At 49.6% G+C, this 18,151-nt stretch carries 19 protein-coding genes, 1 riboswitch and 1 other annotated feature; of the genes, 10 read left to right on the top strand and 9 right to left on the bottom strand.

Annotated features, from left to right (window positions below):
* Positions 1-88: 88 nt before the first annotated feature.
* The 4 genes from T458_RS37870 to T458_RS37855 all read right to left on the bottom strand — a co-directional run bounded on the left by T458_RS37870 (position 89) and on the right by T458_RS37855 (position 5,019).
* Complete coding sequence (locus T458_RS37870; protein ID WP_023556248.1) at positions 89-556, bottom strand: DUF7226 domain-containing protein; 468 nt, start codon at positions 554-556, stop codon at positions 89-91.
* Between the two features lie 159 nt (positions 557-715).
* Positions 716-2,407, bottom strand: a complete 1,692-nt coding sequence (locus T458_RS37865) for a DUF262 domain-containing protein (protein ID WP_023556247.1) — start codon at positions 2,405-2,407, stop codon at positions 716-718.
* 247 nt (positions 2,408-2,654) lie between these two features.
* Positions 2,655-4,040 carry a 23S rRNA (uracil(1939)-C(5))-methyltransferase RlmD gene (gene rlmD, locus T458_RS37860; RefSeq protein ID WP_023556246.1) on the bottom strand — a complete coding sequence of 462 codons (1,386 nt, stop codon included), beginning with the start codon at positions 4,038-4,040 and terminating at the stop codon, positions 2,655-2,657.
* 121 nt (positions 4,041-4,161) lie between these two features.
* Positions 4,162-5,019: an alpha/beta fold macrolide esterase gene (locus T458_RS37855; protein ID WP_023556245.1), complete on the bottom strand. Its 858-nt coding sequence runs from the start codon at positions 5,017-5,019 to the stop codon at positions 4,162-4,164.
* Positions 5,020-5,331: 312 nt separating this feature from the next.
* Here T458_RS37855 and T458_RS37850 point away from each other — a divergent pair, with 312 nt between their 5' ends.
* Complete coding sequence (locus tag T458_RS37850; protein WP_023556244.1) at positions 5,332-5,673, top strand: hypothetical protein; 342 nt, start codon at positions 5,332-5,334, stop codon at positions 5,671-5,673.
* Positions 5,674-5,714: 41 nt separating this feature from the next.
* Here the strand turns inward: T458_RS37850 and T458_RS37845 are convergent, their stop codons facing one another.
* Complete coding sequence (locus T458_RS37845; protein ID WP_023556243.1) at positions 5,715-6,584, bottom strand: HipA family kinase; 870 nt, start codon at positions 6,582-6,584, stop codon at positions 5,715-5,717.
* A 152-nt stretch (positions 6,585-6,736) separates the two neighbouring features.
* Positions 6,737-7,000, top strand: a binding site (T-box leader).
* 96 nt (positions 7,001-7,096) lie between these two features.
* Between T458_RS37845 and ilvA the strand changes: the two genes are divergently transcribed.
* From ilvA to T458_RS37835, 3 genes are all read left to right on the top strand, one after another.
* Positions 7,097-8,344 (top strand): threonine ammonia-lyase IlvA, encoded by a 1,248-nt coding sequence (gene ilvA, locus T458_RS37840; RefSeq protein WP_023556241.1) that lies wholly within the window; start codon positions 7,097-7,099, stop codon positions 8,342-8,344.
* Between the two features lie 183 nt (positions 8,345-8,527).
* Positions 8,528-8,689, top strand: a complete 162-nt coding sequence (yhfH, locus tag T458_RS56420; protein WP_023556240.1) for a protein YhfH — start codon at positions 8,528-8,530, stop codon at positions 8,687-8,689.
* Between the two features lie 148 nt (positions 8,690-8,837).
* A complete protein-coding gene (locus T458_RS37835) occupies positions 8,838-9,401 on the top strand; it encodes an ankyrin repeat domain-containing protein (RefSeq protein ID WP_023556239.1) in 564 nt (187 codons plus the stop codon).
* Positions 9,402-9,411: 10 nt separating this feature from the next.
* On the opposite strand, the gene T458_RS37830 is transcribed toward T458_RS37835, so the two are convergent.
* Positions 9,412-9,723, bottom strand: a complete 312-nt coding sequence (locus tag T458_RS37830; RefSeq protein ID WP_252989797.1) for a hypothetical protein — start codon at positions 9,721-9,723, stop codon at positions 9,412-9,414.
* Positions 9,724-9,837: 114 nt separating this feature from the next.
* On the opposite strand from T458_RS37830, the gene T458_RS37825 reads away from it, so the two are divergent.
* The 3 genes from T458_RS37825 to T458_RS37815 all read left to right on the top strand — a co-directional run bounded on the left by T458_RS37825 (position 9,838) and on the right by T458_RS37815 (position 12,529).
* Positions 9,838-10,395 carry a hypothetical protein gene (locus T458_RS37825; RefSeq protein WP_023556237.1) on the top strand — a complete coding sequence of 186 codons (558 nt, stop codon included), beginning with the start codon at positions 9,838-9,840 and terminating at the stop codon, positions 10,393-10,395.
* Between the two features lie 94 nt (positions 10,396-10,489).
* Positions 10,490-11,059 carry a biotin transporter BioY gene (locus T458_RS37820; RefSeq protein ID WP_023556236.1) on the top strand — a complete coding sequence of 190 codons (570 nt, stop codon included), beginning with the start codon at positions 10,490-10,492 and terminating at the stop codon, positions 11,057-11,059.
* Positions 11,060-11,179: 120 nt separating this feature from the next.
* The gene (locus T458_RS37815) at positions 11,180-12,529 is read left to right on the top strand and encodes a cytochrome P450 (RefSeq protein ID WP_023556235.1); all 1,350 of its coding nucleotides are present in this window, start codon (positions 11,180-11,182) and stop codon (positions 12,527-12,529) included.
* 455 nt (positions 12,530-12,984) lie between these two features.
* Here T458_RS37815 and T458_RS37810 read toward each other — a convergent pair whose 3' ends face one another.
* The 3 genes from T458_RS37810 to T458_RS37800 all read right to left on the bottom strand — a co-directional run bounded on the left by T458_RS37810 (position 12,985) and on the right by T458_RS37800 (position 15,864).
* Entirely contained in the window at positions 12,985-14,358 is a 1,374-nt protein-coding gene (locus T458_RS37810; protein WP_023556233.1) for a sensor histidine kinase, read from the bottom strand.
* Positions 14,359-15,078 carry a response regulator transcription factor gene (locus T458_RS37805; RefSeq protein ID WP_031305597.1) on the bottom strand — a complete coding sequence of 240 codons (720 nt, stop codon included), beginning with the start codon at positions 15,076-15,078 and terminating at the stop codon, positions 14,359-14,361.
* A gap of 222 nt (positions 15,079-15,300) precedes the next feature.
* A complete protein-coding gene (locus tag T458_RS37800; protein WP_023556231.1) occupies positions 15,301-15,864 on the bottom strand; it encodes a C40 family peptidase in 564 nt (187 codons plus the stop codon).
* A 4-nt stretch (positions 15,865-15,868) separates the two neighbouring features.
* Positions 15,869-16,006, bottom strand: a riboswitch (cyclic di-AMP (ydaO/yuaA leader).
* A 318-nt stretch (positions 16,007-16,324) separates the two neighbouring features.
* On the opposite strand from T458_RS37800, the gene T458_RS37795 reads away from it, so the two are divergent.
* The 3 genes from T458_RS37795 to T458_RS37785 all read left to right on the top strand — a co-directional run bounded on the left by T458_RS37795 (position 16,325) and on the right by T458_RS37785 (position 18,147).
* Positions 16,325-16,711 (top strand): LiaF transmembrane domain-containing protein, encoded by a 387-nt coding sequence (locus tag T458_RS37795; protein WP_023556229.1) that lies wholly within the window; start codon positions 16,325-16,327, stop codon positions 16,709-16,711.
* Between the two features lie 63 nt (positions 16,712-16,774).
* Positions 16,775-17,488 carry a PspA/IM30 family protein gene (locus T458_RS37790; protein ID WP_023556228.1) on the top strand — a complete coding sequence of 238 codons (714 nt, stop codon included), beginning with the start codon at positions 16,775-16,777 and terminating at the stop codon, positions 17,486-17,488.
* 80 nt (positions 17,489-17,568) lie between these two features.
* Complete coding sequence (locus tag T458_RS37785) at positions 17,569-18,147, top strand: class I SAM-dependent methyltransferase (RefSeq protein ID WP_023556227.1); 579 nt, start codon at positions 17,569-17,571, stop codon at positions 18,145-18,147.
* Positions 18,148-18,151: the final 4 nt, after the last annotated feature.

Below are 18,151 nucleotides of genomic sequence, written 5' to 3'. Positions count from 1 at the left end.
CTCTTGGGTTATTCACCACATAAAATAAAGAGTGGAGCGACACTAAGGATATCGCCTCACCCTTTAGAAAATCACGAAAATATGAATTCTATCTGATATATAGCGATTCTCCTGTTAGTCTTATAATATTCAAATCAACCATCCAGCTAACAATTGTGCTAGTTCTACGGTCTCCGGTTGATATAGTTATACCTTCGTCAATCAACATTTGTTCAATATCTTCTTCGCTGCATCCTGGATTGGAACGAATTAATTGCTCTGCCAATTCAAACACCTTGATGCCCTGTACGCGTTGCCGCAAATAGTCCATTTGTTCTTGAGGGTTCAAACCTAGGAAATGTTCACCATCAGGGAGGATCCAAGCATAATTCTGATGATTATTAATAAGACCTAATAATTCAGCTGCGTGTCTGTAATATCTCCCTTGTCTTTCCCCTTTACCAATATGCCTTGCAATCATGGCATAATTTGCACCTCGATGTTGTTGCACAAAGCTTACAGTTCTGATAACATCCGACAAAATGTCGGCTTGTGGCACTTCACTTGAATGTAGCATCTCCGGGTTTCCTCCCAACATCTATAATAACCTTAGTCATATTTTACTATTGTATCATATTTCCAATAGATAACATCGATAGAGCCCATACTATCTCGGCATGGGCTCTTAGAAATACTAAATCACACAAAAACATGGGCATTTTATGGAACAGAGGTATCACACTAACAACTCACGTATCTTTTCTGCAAGTATTGATTTTCTTGCTTCATAAAACTTTTCGAAGTCTTCTATTTCAAGTGAAACATCTCGAGGAATCATAGCCTGTTTATAAAATTCAGCCTTTTGTTCATCGTTCATATCGTTATAATAATCAACGAGTCGCATATCATTTTTGCTACCATTACTTCTGCCTTCAAGCAAATGTAGATTAGGTAGTCGATTACGATTTCCACGCCACCTTTTCCAATCTTCCATAGAAACAGACACAGGCTTGTTACCTTCAAATCTGTCATATGGATGCAGATGGTCTTGCTCATACTTATAGTTCCTGTTCATCCAGTCAAGGGACAGATAATATAGTGCCTCTCCAGCAACTCTACTGCCTTTTTCTGCATTGAGTATATCTTCAATTTTTCCGTCAGTTACTCTGAGTTCATTCATCTGGTTGAGCATATCCACATTGATTTCATAATCATAGCTGTTGATGTTACTCTTCATCTGTTGAAGTTTGCTAGTTGTGCCAGATTGGAAATACGTGAACAGAACCGCTCTAATCAAATAAGCACGAATGCCATCAAGGTTTTTATTATATTCCGGGTTATAATAAATAAAGTAGATTATTGGTAACAGTACGTTCCAACTGCTTGAAAAACGGCTGACCTCGATTTTCATGCCTTTCAGCACGGTTTCCAGATCCTTTAGTGCCTTTCTGAAAGCACTCCAGTTATTCTTCAGTTCCTCTGCAATCTGCTTGTTAATATTTGACTTTACAACATCACCGTAAAGCATAAGTGCAGAACGGATGATAAAATCCGAACCGAATCCAGCATAAGAGTCCACAAGTAGTTTTCCGAACTCTGTCTTTGCACTTGGCCAATATGCCTCAAGGATGGACATCGTTATTTCCGATTTGCGGAGTGCCTTGCCACCGCTGTTAAATCTTACGAACATCTCAAGGGCATCATCCTGTTTCATGTCCTGGATTTCTGTAAAACGAATCAGCTTTTCTACAAAGATCTTATTATACAGCTTATTCAGTATATCCCTTGCATACTGTTTACTGTCTGCCGGAACATTGGCAATGGCTTCATCGATAGCTTGGTCTCTGGTTGATCCATCCTGAAATTTCTCGTCTAGAATACTCTTAATTTCAAACTGTGTCGGACTCAGCTTGCCTACCTTTTCACTGAACTTGATGTCATACTTTTTACTATTATATTCCTCTTCATCAACTGTCAGCTTATTCTTATTCAATTCAATCAATAGCTTTGTGACCAATCCACCACCATTTTGCTTCCTTGCATGTTTTTGCCGAATATAGGCACCTCCTAACAAGGACAGAAACAGAGAAGTCAATCTCTGCTGTCCGTCCAATACCGCAGTATCAGTAATCTTCACATCTATGCTGGTCAATTCATAATTTACGCTGTCTGCCTGTTTTCTGCTATCAAACGTTACCTCAGACAGGAAGTTACAGAAGTATGTATCCCAGGTCACATTGTCATCGTTCACGTGCCAAAACAGGAATGTGGCAATTGGGTAATCAAGCAGAATGGAGTCCCACAACTTTTCAATTTGCTCCATGCTCCAAACATACTGTCTTTGAAATGCAGGCATAACAAACTTGCCGTTTTTAATGTTTTGCAATGCCTCATATATAGTTATACTGCTATCTATTAATCTACTCATTCTAGCACCTCTCAATCTTTAATCATTATAAACCAGTTAATGACTCGGTACGGTAGATCACATTTCCTTTATTTCCACTTCAATTTTATCGAATCACTAAATCATAGTTCGACAAATCCCCTCAATTCCCTTCCATTTCCTGAACACCTTTCATTTTGCCTCTATAATATCTGATAATAAAAGCCCAAGCGGTGACCCCACTTAGGCTCTATCAGTTTTAATGAAAGGTAAATGCGGCTCCTAATCATTACTTCCTTACGAGCGACACACAGCACTCCACATGCGCCGTATGCGGAAACATATCCACCGGCTGCACACTCACCAGCTCATACTGCCCAAGCATCTTCCCGATATCCTTCGCCAGCGTAGACGGATTGCACGAAACATACACGATCCGCTTCGGCTGCACCTCCAACAGCGACCGAATCAACGCATCATCCAACCCCGTCCTTGGCGGATCCACCACGACGACATCAGGACGGATTCCCTGCTGCTTGGCCCATTTGGGCATCAGCACTTCTGCTTTACCGACATGGAAGCTGGCATTGTCCGCGCCGTTGCGCTCAGCATTGCGGCGAGCATCCTCGACAGCCTCGGGGATCATCTCGATCCCGCGTACCTCACGCGCCAAAGGAGCAAGCCACAGCCCGATAGTTCCGGTCCCGCAGTACAAATCCAGCACGAGCTCCGTTCCTGTCAACCCAGCCGCTGCCTTCACCTGTTCGTACAGCTTCTTCGTCTGCTCGGGATTCAATTGAAAAAAGGCGCGGGCGGACAGGTCGAACGACAGATCTCCCAGCTTTTCCGCGATGGAGGGCTTGCCCCAAAGCGTGATTGTTTTCTCGCCAAAGACGAGCGAGGTTTTTTGCGGATTTACGTTTTGCGTAATCCCGATCAGTTGGGGGAGACGAGTGCGCAGCTCCAGCACGAGTTCCTTCACGCGCGGGATTTCCGGTGTCGCCGTGACCAGCGTCAGCTGGGTCTCGCCTGTCGCAAACGCCACACGGGCAACGATGGTCCGAATGACCCCTTTGCGCTTTTTCTCGTCGTACGAGGAGATGCCGAGCTCCTCGATAATCTGTTTGGCTGCTTGCACGATTTGGGTCGTCGCCTCATGCTGCACCTGACAGCTTTCGAGATTGACCAGCTTGTGGCTGCCTGCCTGGTAGAGTCCGGCTACCAGCTTGCCATCCTGTCTGCCTACCTGGAATTGCGCCTTGTTGCGGTACGACCAGGGATTGTCCATGCCGATGATAGGAGCTACCGGGGGATCGGGGAGCTTGGCGTATTTGCGCAGCGATTCGATCACGATCTCGCGCTTGCTGGCAAGCTGCGCCTGGTAATCCATATGCTGCAGACTGCATCCGCCGCATTCCTCGTAGACAGGGCAGGGAGGCGTTACGCGGGAGGGGGATTTCTCGACCACTCGCAAAAGGCGGGCCATTGCGTACTTTTCCCGCACCTCTGTCACTTCTGCATGCACGACCTCGCCGGGCAATGCTTTCTCTACAAAGACGATCTTGCGTTTAAAATAGCCGATGCCTTCGCCGTTGATGCCCAGGCTTTTGATCGTCAGAGTCATTTGCTGGCCGACACGGATTTGCGTCTCTTGTTCTTTTTGCTGCGGTTTCATCGGTCCGTTCACCTCTAGCTTCGATATCCTACTATTATAACGATATTTCCGATTTTCAAAAGAAAAAGGGCTGCATCCGGAAAATCCGAATGTGCAGCCCTTTCTGCAATTCTAAATATGGTTACCTGGAGGTATGCTTCGCTATTGCTGCGATGATCGCATCCCAATCGTCTGGATGAACCTCGTGGCCTGTGCCTTCCAGCGTGAGCAGTGTAGCGTCTTTTAACTCACGGGCGAGGGCAACTCCATGGGGGTAGGGGAGGATGGTGTCCTCTGTGCCGTGAATGACCAGGGCAGGCATGCGGATCTCCTCCACCTTGACGACGTAGGAATGGTCCTCTTGCAGCAGGGCGTGGTTGAACATGCTCAACAGATTGTTCGCCCGCTTGATTTCCGCTCTTACCTGCTTGTAGGCGCGTTCTTCATCTAACGTATGCTTGGAGCCGCACAGCAAACGCGATCCCGATACGAGATAATCTGCGACAGCTTCCTCGTCTGACCAGTCCAGTGCAGCGCCTTTCGCATGGTATGCGAGGATACGCTCATCCATGGGAGGCACATCTTCTTGAGGCAATGTAAGATCTGATCCGTAAAAGCTGGATGCAACAAAAGTGATGCTGCGAACCCTTTGCGGATGCTTGACTGCTATGATTTGCGCGATCATTCCGCCGAGGGACATGCCGACAAGATGTGCCTGCTCGATCCCGTATGCGTCCAGCACGCCAACTGCATCGTCAGCCATGTCGGCCACGGTATACGTTGCTGTTCCAGGCGCATAGGTCGTGGAGCGGCCCGTATCCCGATTGTCGTAGCGGATGACAAAACGCCCGGTGTCGGCAAGGCGCTGGCAAAATTCCTCATCCCAGTAGACCATGGAGCAAGTGGCTCCCATGAGCAGCAAGACCGCTGGATGTGCGGGATTGCCGAAGCTCTCTGAACATATCTGAATTCCATTGATGGTGTGGATGTTTTCTCTCATTGCGGATCTCCTCGTTTCATTCGTTTGTTTGATTAAAAAAGGCATGAACAAATAAACCCATACATCCTTTTGAAAAAAAGATGGGCTTATACAACACAGCTATTATTATCGCAAGCGAATGAACTGGATGATCATGGCAAACTCTCCCTAGTAAAGGATAGGGGCTTAAGCGCCCACTATTATATTGTAGCAAATTAAGATGCCTTTCGGATACGATTATGAGCAAAGCCGCAAAATAATGGCAACTTCCTGTGCAGACTCCTTTTTGATATAATAGTCCGGAAGAAATGGATGAGGGAGTTGTGACACTAGATGCAAGAGCTATTTGACAAAATGAAAGAATATCTCAATATGGATACAGAGATTTCCTTCGACGAGTTTGACGGTTATTATAAAAAAGTGGTTGCGTTCCTGAACGACAACTGGCAAGAGCTGAACGAAGAGGACACCATGCACATGCTGTTCATCCTCGACAACCTCAAGTCCAACGGTGAAGACCGTGCCAAGCGCAAGGAAAAAGAGGCGAAAAAATACGCGAAAATGGCGCAACGCACCGAGATCTGGGCAAACGCGCTGATCAAGCGCCTGCGTGACGCTGGGCTGACCGACGAAGAAATCGGCAAGCGCTACGAAGCGATCTACGAGACAGTATAGGGTATTGCTGTGTAAATAATGGGTCATGCCTCAAAGTGATTTCACTCGAGGTATGGCCCATTTTTACGTGTCTTGCTCTTTTTTACGGTTTGCTGCTGCAATTTCGTAAAAATCTCTTCCATGATTTGTTGAATATGTTTCTGCCGTTTCAGCAACATGTTTCGGATGAAGGCTTTCTCTGCCCTTTTCAGATAGCCTTTTGGCACTTTCTTGATCGCATTGTCAATCTCCCGCTTGGATAGACTGGAAATTTTTTGGACCATCGCCTCCGTGTAGGACCGATGCTGGAGTGTATACCTTTTCAAGCCTTTAGGGAACCGAAGCGTAAGAGACCTGCGCGCTTTTTTGGAATGCAGGGTCGTTTCATACGCACGCGGCTTTTTGTATGTTTTTCTGGACCAGCGTTTTTTCCATTTGCTTGGCGATCCAAATAACGCGATGCCGTGATCGATCAGGTACCAATTGTAGCGTCGTCTCGGGTGATTGCGATGCAGAATCAGGTTGTGATTGGTGCGGTCAAGGTTTAGAATCCAGGCATCGAAAGCGATCAATTGGGCCAAAAGCTCCGCCTTTTTTACTTTTCTCTCGATCTGGGCAGAGTTGTGGAATTGGGCTTTTTTCCATGGAATCACTTCTTTGGCCTTTGCTTTGATGGATAGAAGTCCGCGTTTTTTTATCCGACCGGGACCTTTTACGGAAATCTCCTTCAACTTGGAGACGGGGAGTCCAAGCTTGCGTGCAAGATAGGCAGCGATGTATTCATTTGCTACTAAGAGACGATACTTGTTTTTATTGGAAATAAAAGGTATTTTCAGGTACCCTTTTGTCCCGTCCCGTCTTTTGACGATCCAGATTTCTCTTCCATAACGTTTGCGAAGCAATTTCTTGAACTTCCATTTCCTGTTCGACACATGATCACCTTGGTGTTTGCAAACATTGTATGGAAATGAAGGAGCGCTCGTTCAACAAATAGGTTCCAGGAAGCCGCGATATTGCAAGGACAGGTCATTGACAACGAGTCCGTTTGCCCGTAGAATGGTTAACTAATTCGAATAGTTCGTCTTTCATTGCGAAGAAAAGGAAGAGTAGAAACAGATACAGCGTGCAGAGAGCCTTCCAGATGCTGAAAGGAGGGCCGCCAGCCTGTTTTGAAAATCACCTTGGAGCAGTGCCCTCGAAAACCGGGTGAAGCATGATGCCGGAAAAGTAAAGGGCAACGGATTCGTCCCCGTTACCGGACGGGAGTTCCCCAGTTGAACTTCTCAAGTCTGTTTTTCGTGAGAGAAGCAGAGAAGCTGAGTGGTACCGCGATGCTCTCGCCTCAGCCAGCCATGCGCATACAAGCGCGGCTGGCGGGGCGGGAGCTTTTTGTTTTTGGTTTGGTAGAGAGAAACAGGATAGACAGGAAGGGGAAATACCCATCATGAACCCAGTGAGAGTTGAGGAAATTGTCGTCGCCAACCACGCCCTGAAGGACGTAGTGGAAAAGACGCCATTGCAAAAAAACAAGCTGTTATCCGAACGCTACGGCTGCAATGTCTACCTGAAGCGAGAGGACTTGCAGGTGGTCCGTTCATTTAAAATCCGGGGGGCGTATCACTTTATCCGCAGCCTGGACCAGGAGCAGAGGGACAGAGGTGTTGTCTGTGCCAGCGCAGGCAATCACGCACAGGGAGTCGCGTATTCCTGCAACCATCTGCAAATCCAGGGCACGATCTTCATGCCGACCACAACACCGCGCCAAAAAGTATCACAGGTAAAATTGTTTGGCGGCTCCTTCGTCGAGGTCGTGCTGGTCGGTGACACCTTCGACGATTCGTTTGCCGAAGCGATGAAGTACTGTGTGCGGGAGGATCGCACCTTTGTCCATCCTTTTGACGATCCGCTGGTGGTAGCCGGACAGGGAACAGTCGGTCTGGAGATCATGAACGACATGGAGGAGCCTGCCGACTTTGTCTTTATGAGCATTGGCGGCGGCGGTTTGGCTGCCGGCATCGGGACGTATGTAAAAGGGATCAGTCCTGCGACAAAAATCATTGGAGTGGAGCCAGCGGGGGCGTCCTCCATGCAGGCGGCGCTGGAAAAAAACGATGTGGTAACACTTGATGAGATCGACAAGTTTGTGGACGGGGCCGCTGTCAAGCAGGTCGGACAGTTGACGATGGAGATTTGCAAGGAGGTACTGGATGACATCGTGCCGGTGCCGGAGGGCAAGGTATGCACCACGATTTTGGAGTTGTACAACAGCAGCGCCATCGTCGTGGAGCCTGCAGGTGCGCTCTCGATTGCTGCCCTGGATTTTTACCGCGAACAGATCGTCGGCAAGAATGTCGTCTGCGTGATCAGCGGGGGCAACAACGACATCGACCGGATGCAGGAGATCAAGGAGAGATCGTTGTTATATGAAGGACTGAAACACTATTTTATCCTGAACTTTCCGCAGCGGGCGGGGGCATTGCGCGAATTCATGGAAAAGGTGCTCGGTCCGCATGATGACATCACCCGCTTTGAGTACACAAAAAAGACCAACAAGGAGAACGGTCCGGCACTGGTAGGAATCGAGCTGAAATGCAAGGATGATTACGAGCCGTTGATTGGCCGGATGAAGCAGCATGGAGTGGGCTACGTGGAGATCACGCATGATCCCTACCTGTTTAACCTGTTGATTTAAGATGCGTGTGTTACAACAGAGATTCTTTTTCGAAAATGTATGAATACAGCGAAAAAAGGAGTAATCGGCAGAGAAACGGCGAGAGAGAATGATAATGCGTCGTCATGTGTTATAACAAACTTTTATAAAACAGATGCTGTTGTATTACAATACAGCTAACAACAGCTCTGGAGGGAAAATACCATGACACCGATCACTACCTTTTTTCGCAACCTGGAAGCAAAATGCTGTGCGTCCTGCGGCCAAGTGATTTCGGAGCAAGCCGAATCCTATGCCACCGAGTGCTACACATGCCAGGATCAAGCTTCTACCGACGCATACAAGCACTACTATAAAAAGAACTGAGTCGTTTCGAATGAGAATAGTCGATCCATAACAGGCATACCGCAGAGGAGAATTCCGGCGAGTATGTTTTTTTTTGCTTTTGTTCCGTGCAGGAAAAGGATGGAGGACGCCAGAAGTAAGGGGGAGAAAAACAGGGAGGTTCGAAACGATGAACGATCCGCGGATGATTCAGGCCCTATTTCAAGCGGCGGAGTCCGGAGATGAAGAGCAGCTTGCTTCCTTGTTGCAGGAGCATCCAGCGCTCGTGAATGCAGAAAATGAAAACGGGCTGACCCTACTGGGGTACGCGGCCCATTTTGGACATCCTGACCTCGTCAAGCTTTTGCTAGAACAGGGGGCAGACGTAAACGCGCTGTCGCATTCCCAAATCTCCTTCATCCCCTCCAACACCGCCCTGCATGCGGCGATAGCAGGGGAGCGCAATCTTGATGTCATCCGGCTTTTGCTAGAGCATGGGGCAAAGACCGACATCTTCGACAGCAATGGCCACACCTGCTTGCATACGGCCGCTTTCCATGATGACAATGAAGCTTTGATCGAGCTGTTGCTTGTACATGGCGCACAGCTAAATGCCAGACAGGAGGGCAAAGAATCGCCGCTTGATCTGGCCATCGCCCAAGGAAATGCGCGGGTAGAAGCCTTGTTGCGCCGAGCTGGAGCAAAGGCAGAGCAGGTCGAGCAGCTTCCAACAAAGCTGGAATCCGAGCATTAGCAGCGGTATTTCATTTTTTTCCTGCCTGCTCTTTCACGTAGTCAATAAGCCCAAGCTGAAAGCCTTCTTGCGTCAGCAGGCGTTGGGCCTCGTAGGTCCCGGAGTAGTAAGCGGCGACGTGCGGATCGTTCTCCAGCACTTGTCGGCACGCTTCGTCTGCAGCGAGCTCCTGGTACCAGGCTGCCTGCTTGATCTGGGAAACCAGGTCTTCATAGGCTGGCTCCGGTTTTTTCCAGGGATTGAGCCGATGAAGGATTTCGCCGGCAATCGCGACGAGGACGAGTATGGCAATCAAAAACATGGTGTTCACCTCAATCTTCATGGTACCACTGCCGGGGACGAATATGCCATGGCGAACTGGCGACAGCTTGCAAATCGCTAAAAAAGCGGGCATCCTAAACTAGAGCAAGCAAGGGATGTGAAGGGAGAAGAGATGATGTTTCACCCGCTGGTTTTTGACAATATCCGGGTCGTGCTGGAGGGCGGAGTGTACGACCGCGATTTTGAAGGAGCGATAACGATCACCGATCGATCGGATGTCATGGATATGGCAACCTTTCAGCGCCTGTTCCAGATCGATTTTGAACTGGCTGCGGCTACGAATCGGGAGAGGGCAGTCAAGGCGCGGATGCAGCTTCGAACCGGGCTTGCTGACATTGCTGCCGAGCAGCTGGAGCAGCCGCTGACCGATCACATTGGCTGCACGATTTGCATCCATTTTTTTACAGTCATCCAAGAGGTGACGGACGAGGTCCAGAGGATTGCGGTGCTTTTGAATGATATCTGGGGGCAGCGGCCTTATATCACCCAGACCGTATCGGTCCGTCTGGAGGAAAAACGCATAGAGTGGCCGCCGCAAAGCTATCTCAATCAGATCACGCTCGACTTCCATCGTAAAATCGACGAGGGGAACATCGACGATTTGCGCGATCTGATCGATCATACGGTGCAATCACTTGCTTCCCTGCAGGCGATTCGGGACTTGCAAAAATAAATGGACAGAAGGCATTTACATTTCCTCTGATGCGTATTATCATTTTGTTAACTCGTTTTATAATTTGGTTAACAAATAATTGGAGGAAGAATGCATGAGAAATGAACGACTTCGCTGGCTGCTTTTATCTGCGATTTTTGCCGGGGTGACGGCCGTCTTGTCGCAGCTTACCATCCCGCTTCCGCTGGTCCCGATTACAGGGCAGACGCTTGCAGTCGGCTTGACAGCGACAATCCTGGGCAGCCGTTACGGTACCTTGTCGATCCTGATTTACATATTGCTCGGAGCGGTCGGCATGCCTGTCTTTGCCGAGGCAAATGGGGGCTTGCATATTCTCATCGGCAAAACAGGCGGATACATCACCGGATTTATTTTGACCGCATATGTGACCGGACTCATTTTGGAAAAGACACGCTTTACCCTGACCAATGCCATTATCGCCAATATTGTCGGAATGATTATCACACTGGCCTTCGGGACCGTTCAACTGAAGTACGTACTGGATGTTCCATGGACAGATGCGATTGCCTGGGGTGTGACGCCGTTTTTGGTCGTCGGCGTGATCAAAGCGGTGCTCGCTTCCATCATCGGGATCAAAGTGCGGGAGCGGCTATTGGCGAGCAGGCTCTTGCGCCACAGCGATACACCGAGTGTCACTTCCTGAAAAGCATGCAATACCGTTTTACCAAAGTCGTCCTTTCCGGGCGGCTTTTTCCGTATAAATGGCTTCTTCTGCCGGATACTATGGGGAAACCACCCAAAGATGGGCTTAAAGGAGGACAAGATGGAGCAAATTACTGCCGGTCCCAAGGGACTTCCCATTTCCGGCAATGTACTCGCCTTTCGCCGGGATACACTGAAATTTATCCGCGATGCGGCAAAAGAATACGGAGATGTCGTTCATTTCCGATTTGGACCCAAACGCCATGTCTACATGCTGAACAATCCCGATATGATCAAGGAAGTGCTCGTTACCAAGCAAGCGCATTTTCGCAAGGGAAAGGGCTTGCAGGTGGCACGGGCCGTTGTCGGTGACGGCATTCTGACGAGTGAAGGCAAAAAACACATCCGCCAGCGCAGGTTGATGCAGCCGGCCTTTCACCGCGACCGGATCGCAGGGTACGCGGATGCTATGGTCCGTCAGGGTGTCGAGCTGATGGAGGACTGGAAGGATGGCGAGGTGCGGGACATTCATCAGGACATGATGAAGGTGACGCTGGCGATCATCACAGAGACAATGTTCGGCAAAACCGTCAAGGAGGGCGCAGACAAGATCGGTCATGCCATCGACGTCGGATTGAAATACGTGTCGACAAAAGCCACTTCCTTCATCGACATCCCGCTGTCTGTGCCGACACGCAGCAATCGGGAATTCGTCGAATCGAGCGAAGTGCTGGACAAGACCATTTATGGCTTGATCGAGGAGCGGCGCAAAAGCACGGGCAGCCATACCGATCTGTTGGCGATGCTTTTGTCTGCGCGAGACGAGGACGATGGGCAGGGCATGACGGATGAGCAGGTTCGCGACGAGGTCATGACCATTTTTGTGGCGGGTCACGAGACGACTGCCAATACGATGTCCTGGATCTTTTATTTGCTGGCGACCCATCCAGAGGCGGAACAAAAGCTGCATGACGAGTTGAAGTCCGTCCTCGGAGGAAGGCTGCCAACAGTCGAGGATATCCCCAATCTGACCTATGTCAACCTGATCATCTCCGAGACGCTTCGTCTCTCCCCGGCTGCTTGGACGATCAATCGCGAGGTGGTGGAACCAGTCGAGATCGGCGGCCATACGTATGAGCCGGGAGATACGCTGATGATGAGCCAGTATGTCATGCACCGCCAGGAAAAGTACTTCGAAGATCCGGATGAATTTCGTCCCGAGCGCTTTGCGGGGGATTTGCTGAAGCGGATTCCCGCCTACGCCTACTTTCCCTTCGGGGGAGGACCGCGTATTTGCATCGGCAACAACTTCGCATTGATGGAAGCGGCCTTGCTTCTGGCGACAATTGCCCAACGCTACCGACTGCGTCTGGCGCAGCCCGATCAGAAAGTAGAGCTGGAACCAGTCGTCACCCTCCGCCCGAAAAACGGTTTGCCGATGCGTCTGGAAAAAAGGGAACAAAACGAATAACGATTTGCCAAACCCGTGCAGTGAAAATGCTGTATGGGTTTTTTTGTGAATGGATTATGCAGGAAAGCTGGCCGAGGAAAAAGGGGAAAAAAGCGAGGGCATTTGGGATCTTGACCCAGACGCAATGGAAAAGGGGGAACACGCTTTCAGCAGCCAACCCTGAAATACTCCCAGGAGTCGGCTGCTTTTGGCTGCAGTTCCCCCTTTGGAATGGAGTCGGCCAGGGATGCCCCCCATCAAAGATCCCAACCCGCCCGAGCGTTTTCCCCTTTTTCCTCCCCCGCAGCTGGCGTACCACGAAAAGCATAAAAAAAAGGCATCTATCACGAGGCGGAAAGCCGCTGGTGTCAGATACCGAACTGGGGGTTATTTATCACTGAAAGCACATGCTTACTTTTCTAAATATAGCAGGTAAAAATAAAGAATCCGTAAAATAAACATAAAGTGAAATAAAATTAAGTTGTATAGAACGGAATGGTGAAAGAAAAACTGCTACCCACACCCAATTCACTCGTCACCATGATTTCCCCGCCATGGCGACGGACGATGCTTTGGCAGATATTCAGGCCAAGACCGGTGCCGCCGTTGTTCCGGTTGCGCGACTTTTCCACCCGATAAAATTTGGTGAAGATCTTCGTCTGATCCTCCGGGGATATACCTTCTCCCTTGTCGATGATGGAAAAAAGGACATGCCCTTCACGCTGATCGCAAGTAATCAGGATGGAACCCCCTGGTTTGTTGTAGACGATGGCGTTGTTGATCAAATTTTCCATCACCCGGCGAAGCTTGGCTTCGTCGGCCTCGATGTACAGCTCGTTGGAGACGCGCAGCTTCCATTGGAAGGAAAGCCCTGCCTCCTTGATGCGAACCAGGTAATCTTCGATGATTCCCTTCATGAATTGCTTGACGTGGATACGGCTTATATTCAAGCGCACCTCTGTGCTTTGGGTGCTGTAATCCTGCAATTCATCCAGAAGCTTCTCCAGATCGGATGTCTTTTGCTCGATTTTGCCCATCTGTTTCTGAATTCGTTCGAGATCAGTCACACGCCCGGAACCGATATAGGAGGCGTAGCCCTTGATCGTGGTGAGCGGTGTGCGAAAATCATGGGCGATGGCCGAAATCAGCTCCGACTGACGTTCCTCGGATACGCGCAATTCGTCCACCATGTCGCCGAAATACTGGAATAGCTGGCCGAATTCGTCATGCGTGCGATAAGAGAAGGAGACAAGCCGTTTGCCATCGCGAATCTCCTGCGTGACCCGGGTCAGCTCGTTGACTGGACGCAAGATCCAGCGGACATACAGGGCCATCAAAACCAGTCCGACCAGCGTAATGCTGCCGTAAATAAACCAGAGCATCATCGAGACGCCTTTGGAAGCCATGATGTCGTATTCGTCCGTGTAAAAGTAAATGACGGTCTCGCCTTCCTTGGGAGGCTCCTGCTGGAAATGATATTCGCCTACGACCTTCAGACTGCCGTTCGTCTCAGAATTTCTCGGGAGCATTTTCAAGTCATAGGCTTGTGAGGTTTTGGAGTAGATGACATTCCCCCGTGCATCCTGCACAACGATGCGATACATCAGATCCTCGGGAAGATTCTTGTTCATGTCCAGCTCCAGCCGCTCGGTCGGGTCTTTGAAATTGAGCGTGCGGAGCAATTGCATGAGCCGTACTTTTTCGGCCGTATCCTTTTCGTACTGGTATTGATTGTGCCGGTCGTTCTTCAATTGTTCGACGATTATATCCTCAAAGACAAATTTGAACAGCAGGATGTTGAGAACCATCAGGGCGATAAAGGAAAGAAAGAGTTTGTTGCGCAAGCTCATCTAGAGCTTCTCCCCGATAAAGACATAACCCGTCCCCCACTGTGTTTTGATGAACTGGCGATCTGCTTCCAATTTTTCGCGCAGGTTCTTAATATGGACAGTGACGGTGTTGAGTGAGCCGTACCCATACCCCCAGACACGATCGTAGATTTGCTCGCGGGTAAAGACAATGCCTGCATTCTCAGCCAGGAAGGTGAGCAGCTGGAACTCCTTGGTGGAAAGCTCGATTTTTTGCTCATTTACATAGACGGAGTACGTCTCCTTGTGAATTTCCAGGCCCTTGAATTTCAGGATGGTGATGGACGAGGAAGCCGCATCTTTATCCGGCTGTTCTTCCGAGTGCTTGCGGATTCGTTCGTATCTGCGAAGATGGGCCCGGATGCGCGCGAGCAGCTCTTCGGTATCAAAAGGCTTGGTAATGTAATCGTCTGCGCCGATCTCGAAGCCGACTACCTTGTCTACCGCTTTGCCCTTTGCGCTTAAGAATAAAATCGGCAGGTCCCACTCCCGGCGAATCTGGGAGCAAAGCTCGTAACCGCTCATATTGGGCATCATGATGTCGAGCAGGATCAAGCTGGGAACCTCGCCGCGTTTTAGTTTCATCAAGGCCTCCGCGCCATTTTCCGCAGAGGAGACCTGAAATCCCTCATTTTCCAGAATGTCTTCCAACAACTCTATGATTTCAAGATTGTCGTCGACGATCAGAATATGGTCATGCACCAACATTACCCCCAGTACCTTCTATCTTCCTCTTTGAACCAATGATACTTATGCATATCCTTGTCTACCTATCATACCATGCCCGGAACCATGGGAGGGAAAAAGAAAGCATCTTCTGACAAATAGGATAAGACTGTAGTCTCGTCCTGACACCTGGTCCTAAATTTCGTCAGAAAAAGCCAGAGATTCGATATCCCTGGCTTCCATGTTGCAAATGAATGTTTACTTTTGTGGCAGTGATGCAGCTTGCACCGCCTGTTCCTTGTCTGGAGCGGCAGGTGCTTCCTGTACCGTTTCCACTGGTGCAGCTGGCGCTTCTTCTGCTGCCTTCTCTTCCAGAGCTGGTACATGGATACGTTTGGCGCCTACGTAGCGCTTGCTCCAGTAGTACGGATCGTTCAACTTGGTGTTGACGACGCCGCGGCCTGACTCGGAGTGGACGAAGGTTCCGTCTCCGATGTAGATGCCGACATGCGAGATGCTGCGTCCGTTGGTTTGGAAGAAGACCAGATCACCTGGCTGCAGATCCTTCTTGTCCACGGCGGTGCCCACTTTGTATTGGGCGGCAGAACTCGCTGGCAATTCTACACCTAGTTCTTCAAAGACGTAGTGTGTGAAACCGGAGCAGTCAAATCCTTTTTTGGTCTTGCCTGCAGTTTTGTATGGGACGCCATAAAGATCGCTGACAACATCGTGAAGCTTTGTTGCCTTTTCTTCTGCATGTGCAGCGCCAGCTCCCATCGCAAGCATACCTACAATCAGTAATGAAGCGAACACCTTACGCAAAAGAACTGCTCCTCTCGTGAGCCTACGAGGTTAGCTGAAGGGTTCGGTCGAAAGGACGCCCTAGACTGCCACATGGACAGCCATTCACCCCAAAAACTTGGTTCCCCCGTTTCCGATCTGCGGAACTCGGCTTTTTCGATCTTTTTTTACAAGAACACCTCCTACGTATTCCATCTCGATCCGAGATTTCCTTTATTTCGCCTATTTGTTCACAATTTGTTCACATTTTTCTGTCAAAACGTGTAACGAAATCGGATCGACGGCGTCGGCCTGTATTCGTCACGGCTGTTTGTGGGACTCGACATTAGATTCGTCCGATTGCGGCAGGAAGCCGTATCCGTCCAAGGGCGGAGGCAAAAACCAACCGCTCGCCCGTTATGGAGGATTGGGTGCGGAGGCTAGAATAAAGCCATGAGATTCACATCTGCATCACGGGGTGTAGAGAGGAGGGAAGGACTAGATGGGTGAACGGTCAGGAAAGATTCTGCTCGGGCTGGTTCTGCTGCTCGTTGGTGGGCTGGTTTTGCTCGATCTGATCGGCATCGACAGCGGAGATTTGATTGGAGTGCTGATTCCGGGTGTGTTGATGTTTTACGGGGCACGCAAGATCCTGGGGCCGTCCGGGTCTCGTTTCTGGGGCATTCTGATTTTTCTGTTCGGCTTCCTGATGCTGATCGGCAAATTGAATCTGCTGTTTACCAGTCTCTTGGCGATCGGGATCATCTACCTGGGGTACCGACTGATTCGCCGTCAGGATGCCCCCAAGGAAGCGCCGCCCGAATGGGAGCGTCAATGGGCTCGCAAGGTACTCCAAGAAGACTCTTTGGATCGCTGGGAAAAAAGGTAAGCAGGATTGAACGAACTATTTTGGATGGACAATCTGATGTGATATGATGAGGAGGATATGAAAATGAGTATTTTTAAACGATTGCGTGATCTGACAGTAGCTTCGGTGAATGATGCCCTGGATTCGATGGAAGATCCGGTTGTGATGCTGAATCAATACATGAGAGATATGGAAGTGGAGATCGGCCAGGTCGAGGTAGCCGTAGCCCGTCAAGTAGCGCTGGAAAAGAAATTCAGACAGCAATGGGAAGAAGCTACTGCTCTGGTAGAGAAGAGGGATCGCCAGGTCAAGCTGGCACTCGTGGAGCAAGAGGATGAGCTGGCCCGCCGCGCGCTGATGGACAAGAAGCAGTTTGAAGCTCGTGCGCAGGAATACGAAGAGCTGTACCGTACTGCTTCGGAAGCCGCTGCCCAAATGCGGGAAAAGCTGACAGAACTGAAGGAAGAATTCTATAAAATGCGTGCAAAACGCTTTACGCTGATGGCGCGTGCTCAGGTTGCCCGTACGCAAAAGCAGGTTAATCAAGCGGTGACTGGTATTGGGACTCAGACAGCCGGGCGCGGATTTGCGCGCATGGAAGAAAAGGTAATCCGCATGGAAGCGGAAGCCCAATTGAGTGGAAAATGGCGTCAACCAAGCGTAGGGCTGGAAGATGCGCTCCTCGCCTTGGAAAAAGATGAACTCGATGCGGAATTGGCTGCATTGAAGGCAGCAATCGAGCAAAAGGCAGACAAGGTAGAAAAGCCAGGCGAGACAGCGAAGGCTGAAAAAGCCTGATCGAGCTTGATACTTGAATAGATCGTGGTAGTAAGGCAGCCTGTCCTACAGGCTGCTTTTCCCCTAGGAGGTACAGTTACTTGGCAGACTTTTTGGCCTTTTTACGACGTTTTATAGCAGAGCCCGGACAGGTTGGGAGCGTCATTCCCAGTTCCCGTTTTCTTTGTCAAAACATGCTCAGTTCGATCAATTGGGCGAAGACAGATGTGATTTTTGAGCTTGGACCCGGTACGGGAGTATTTACCCAGGCCATCTCTAAATATAAAAAACCGGATGCCTACTATTTATTGGTGGAACGAGACCCGCAGTTTCGTTCCATGCTTCATTCCCGCTTTCCTGACTTGACGATTCGGGAGGAAGCGACACAGCTTCGCACCTACCTGGATGAATTGCGTCTGGACAAGGTGGATGTCATCGTATCGGGGTTGCCCTTCGCCAACTTCCCGGCACAGCAGCGAGCAGCTATTTTGGATCAGGTTCAATCCGTTTTGGCGCCGGATGGCATATTTGTCACGTTTCAATATTCCTTGCAGCTTAAAGCTGAACTCCAAGCGCGGTTTTCCTGGGTCGAGACTGATTTCACCCTGTTCAATATTCCCCCTGCATTTATCTATACCTGTCGCAATCAAAAACGTGAAGACAACCTGCATGGGGCGTAAGAGA

The organism is Brevibacillus panacihumi W25 (assembly GCF_000503775.1).
Taxonomy (GTDB): domain Bacteria; phylum Bacillota; class Bacilli; order Brevibacillales; family Brevibacillaceae; genus Brevibacillus; species Brevibacillus panacihumi_A.
This window is presented reverse-complemented; position numbering and strand designations above follow the sequence as displayed.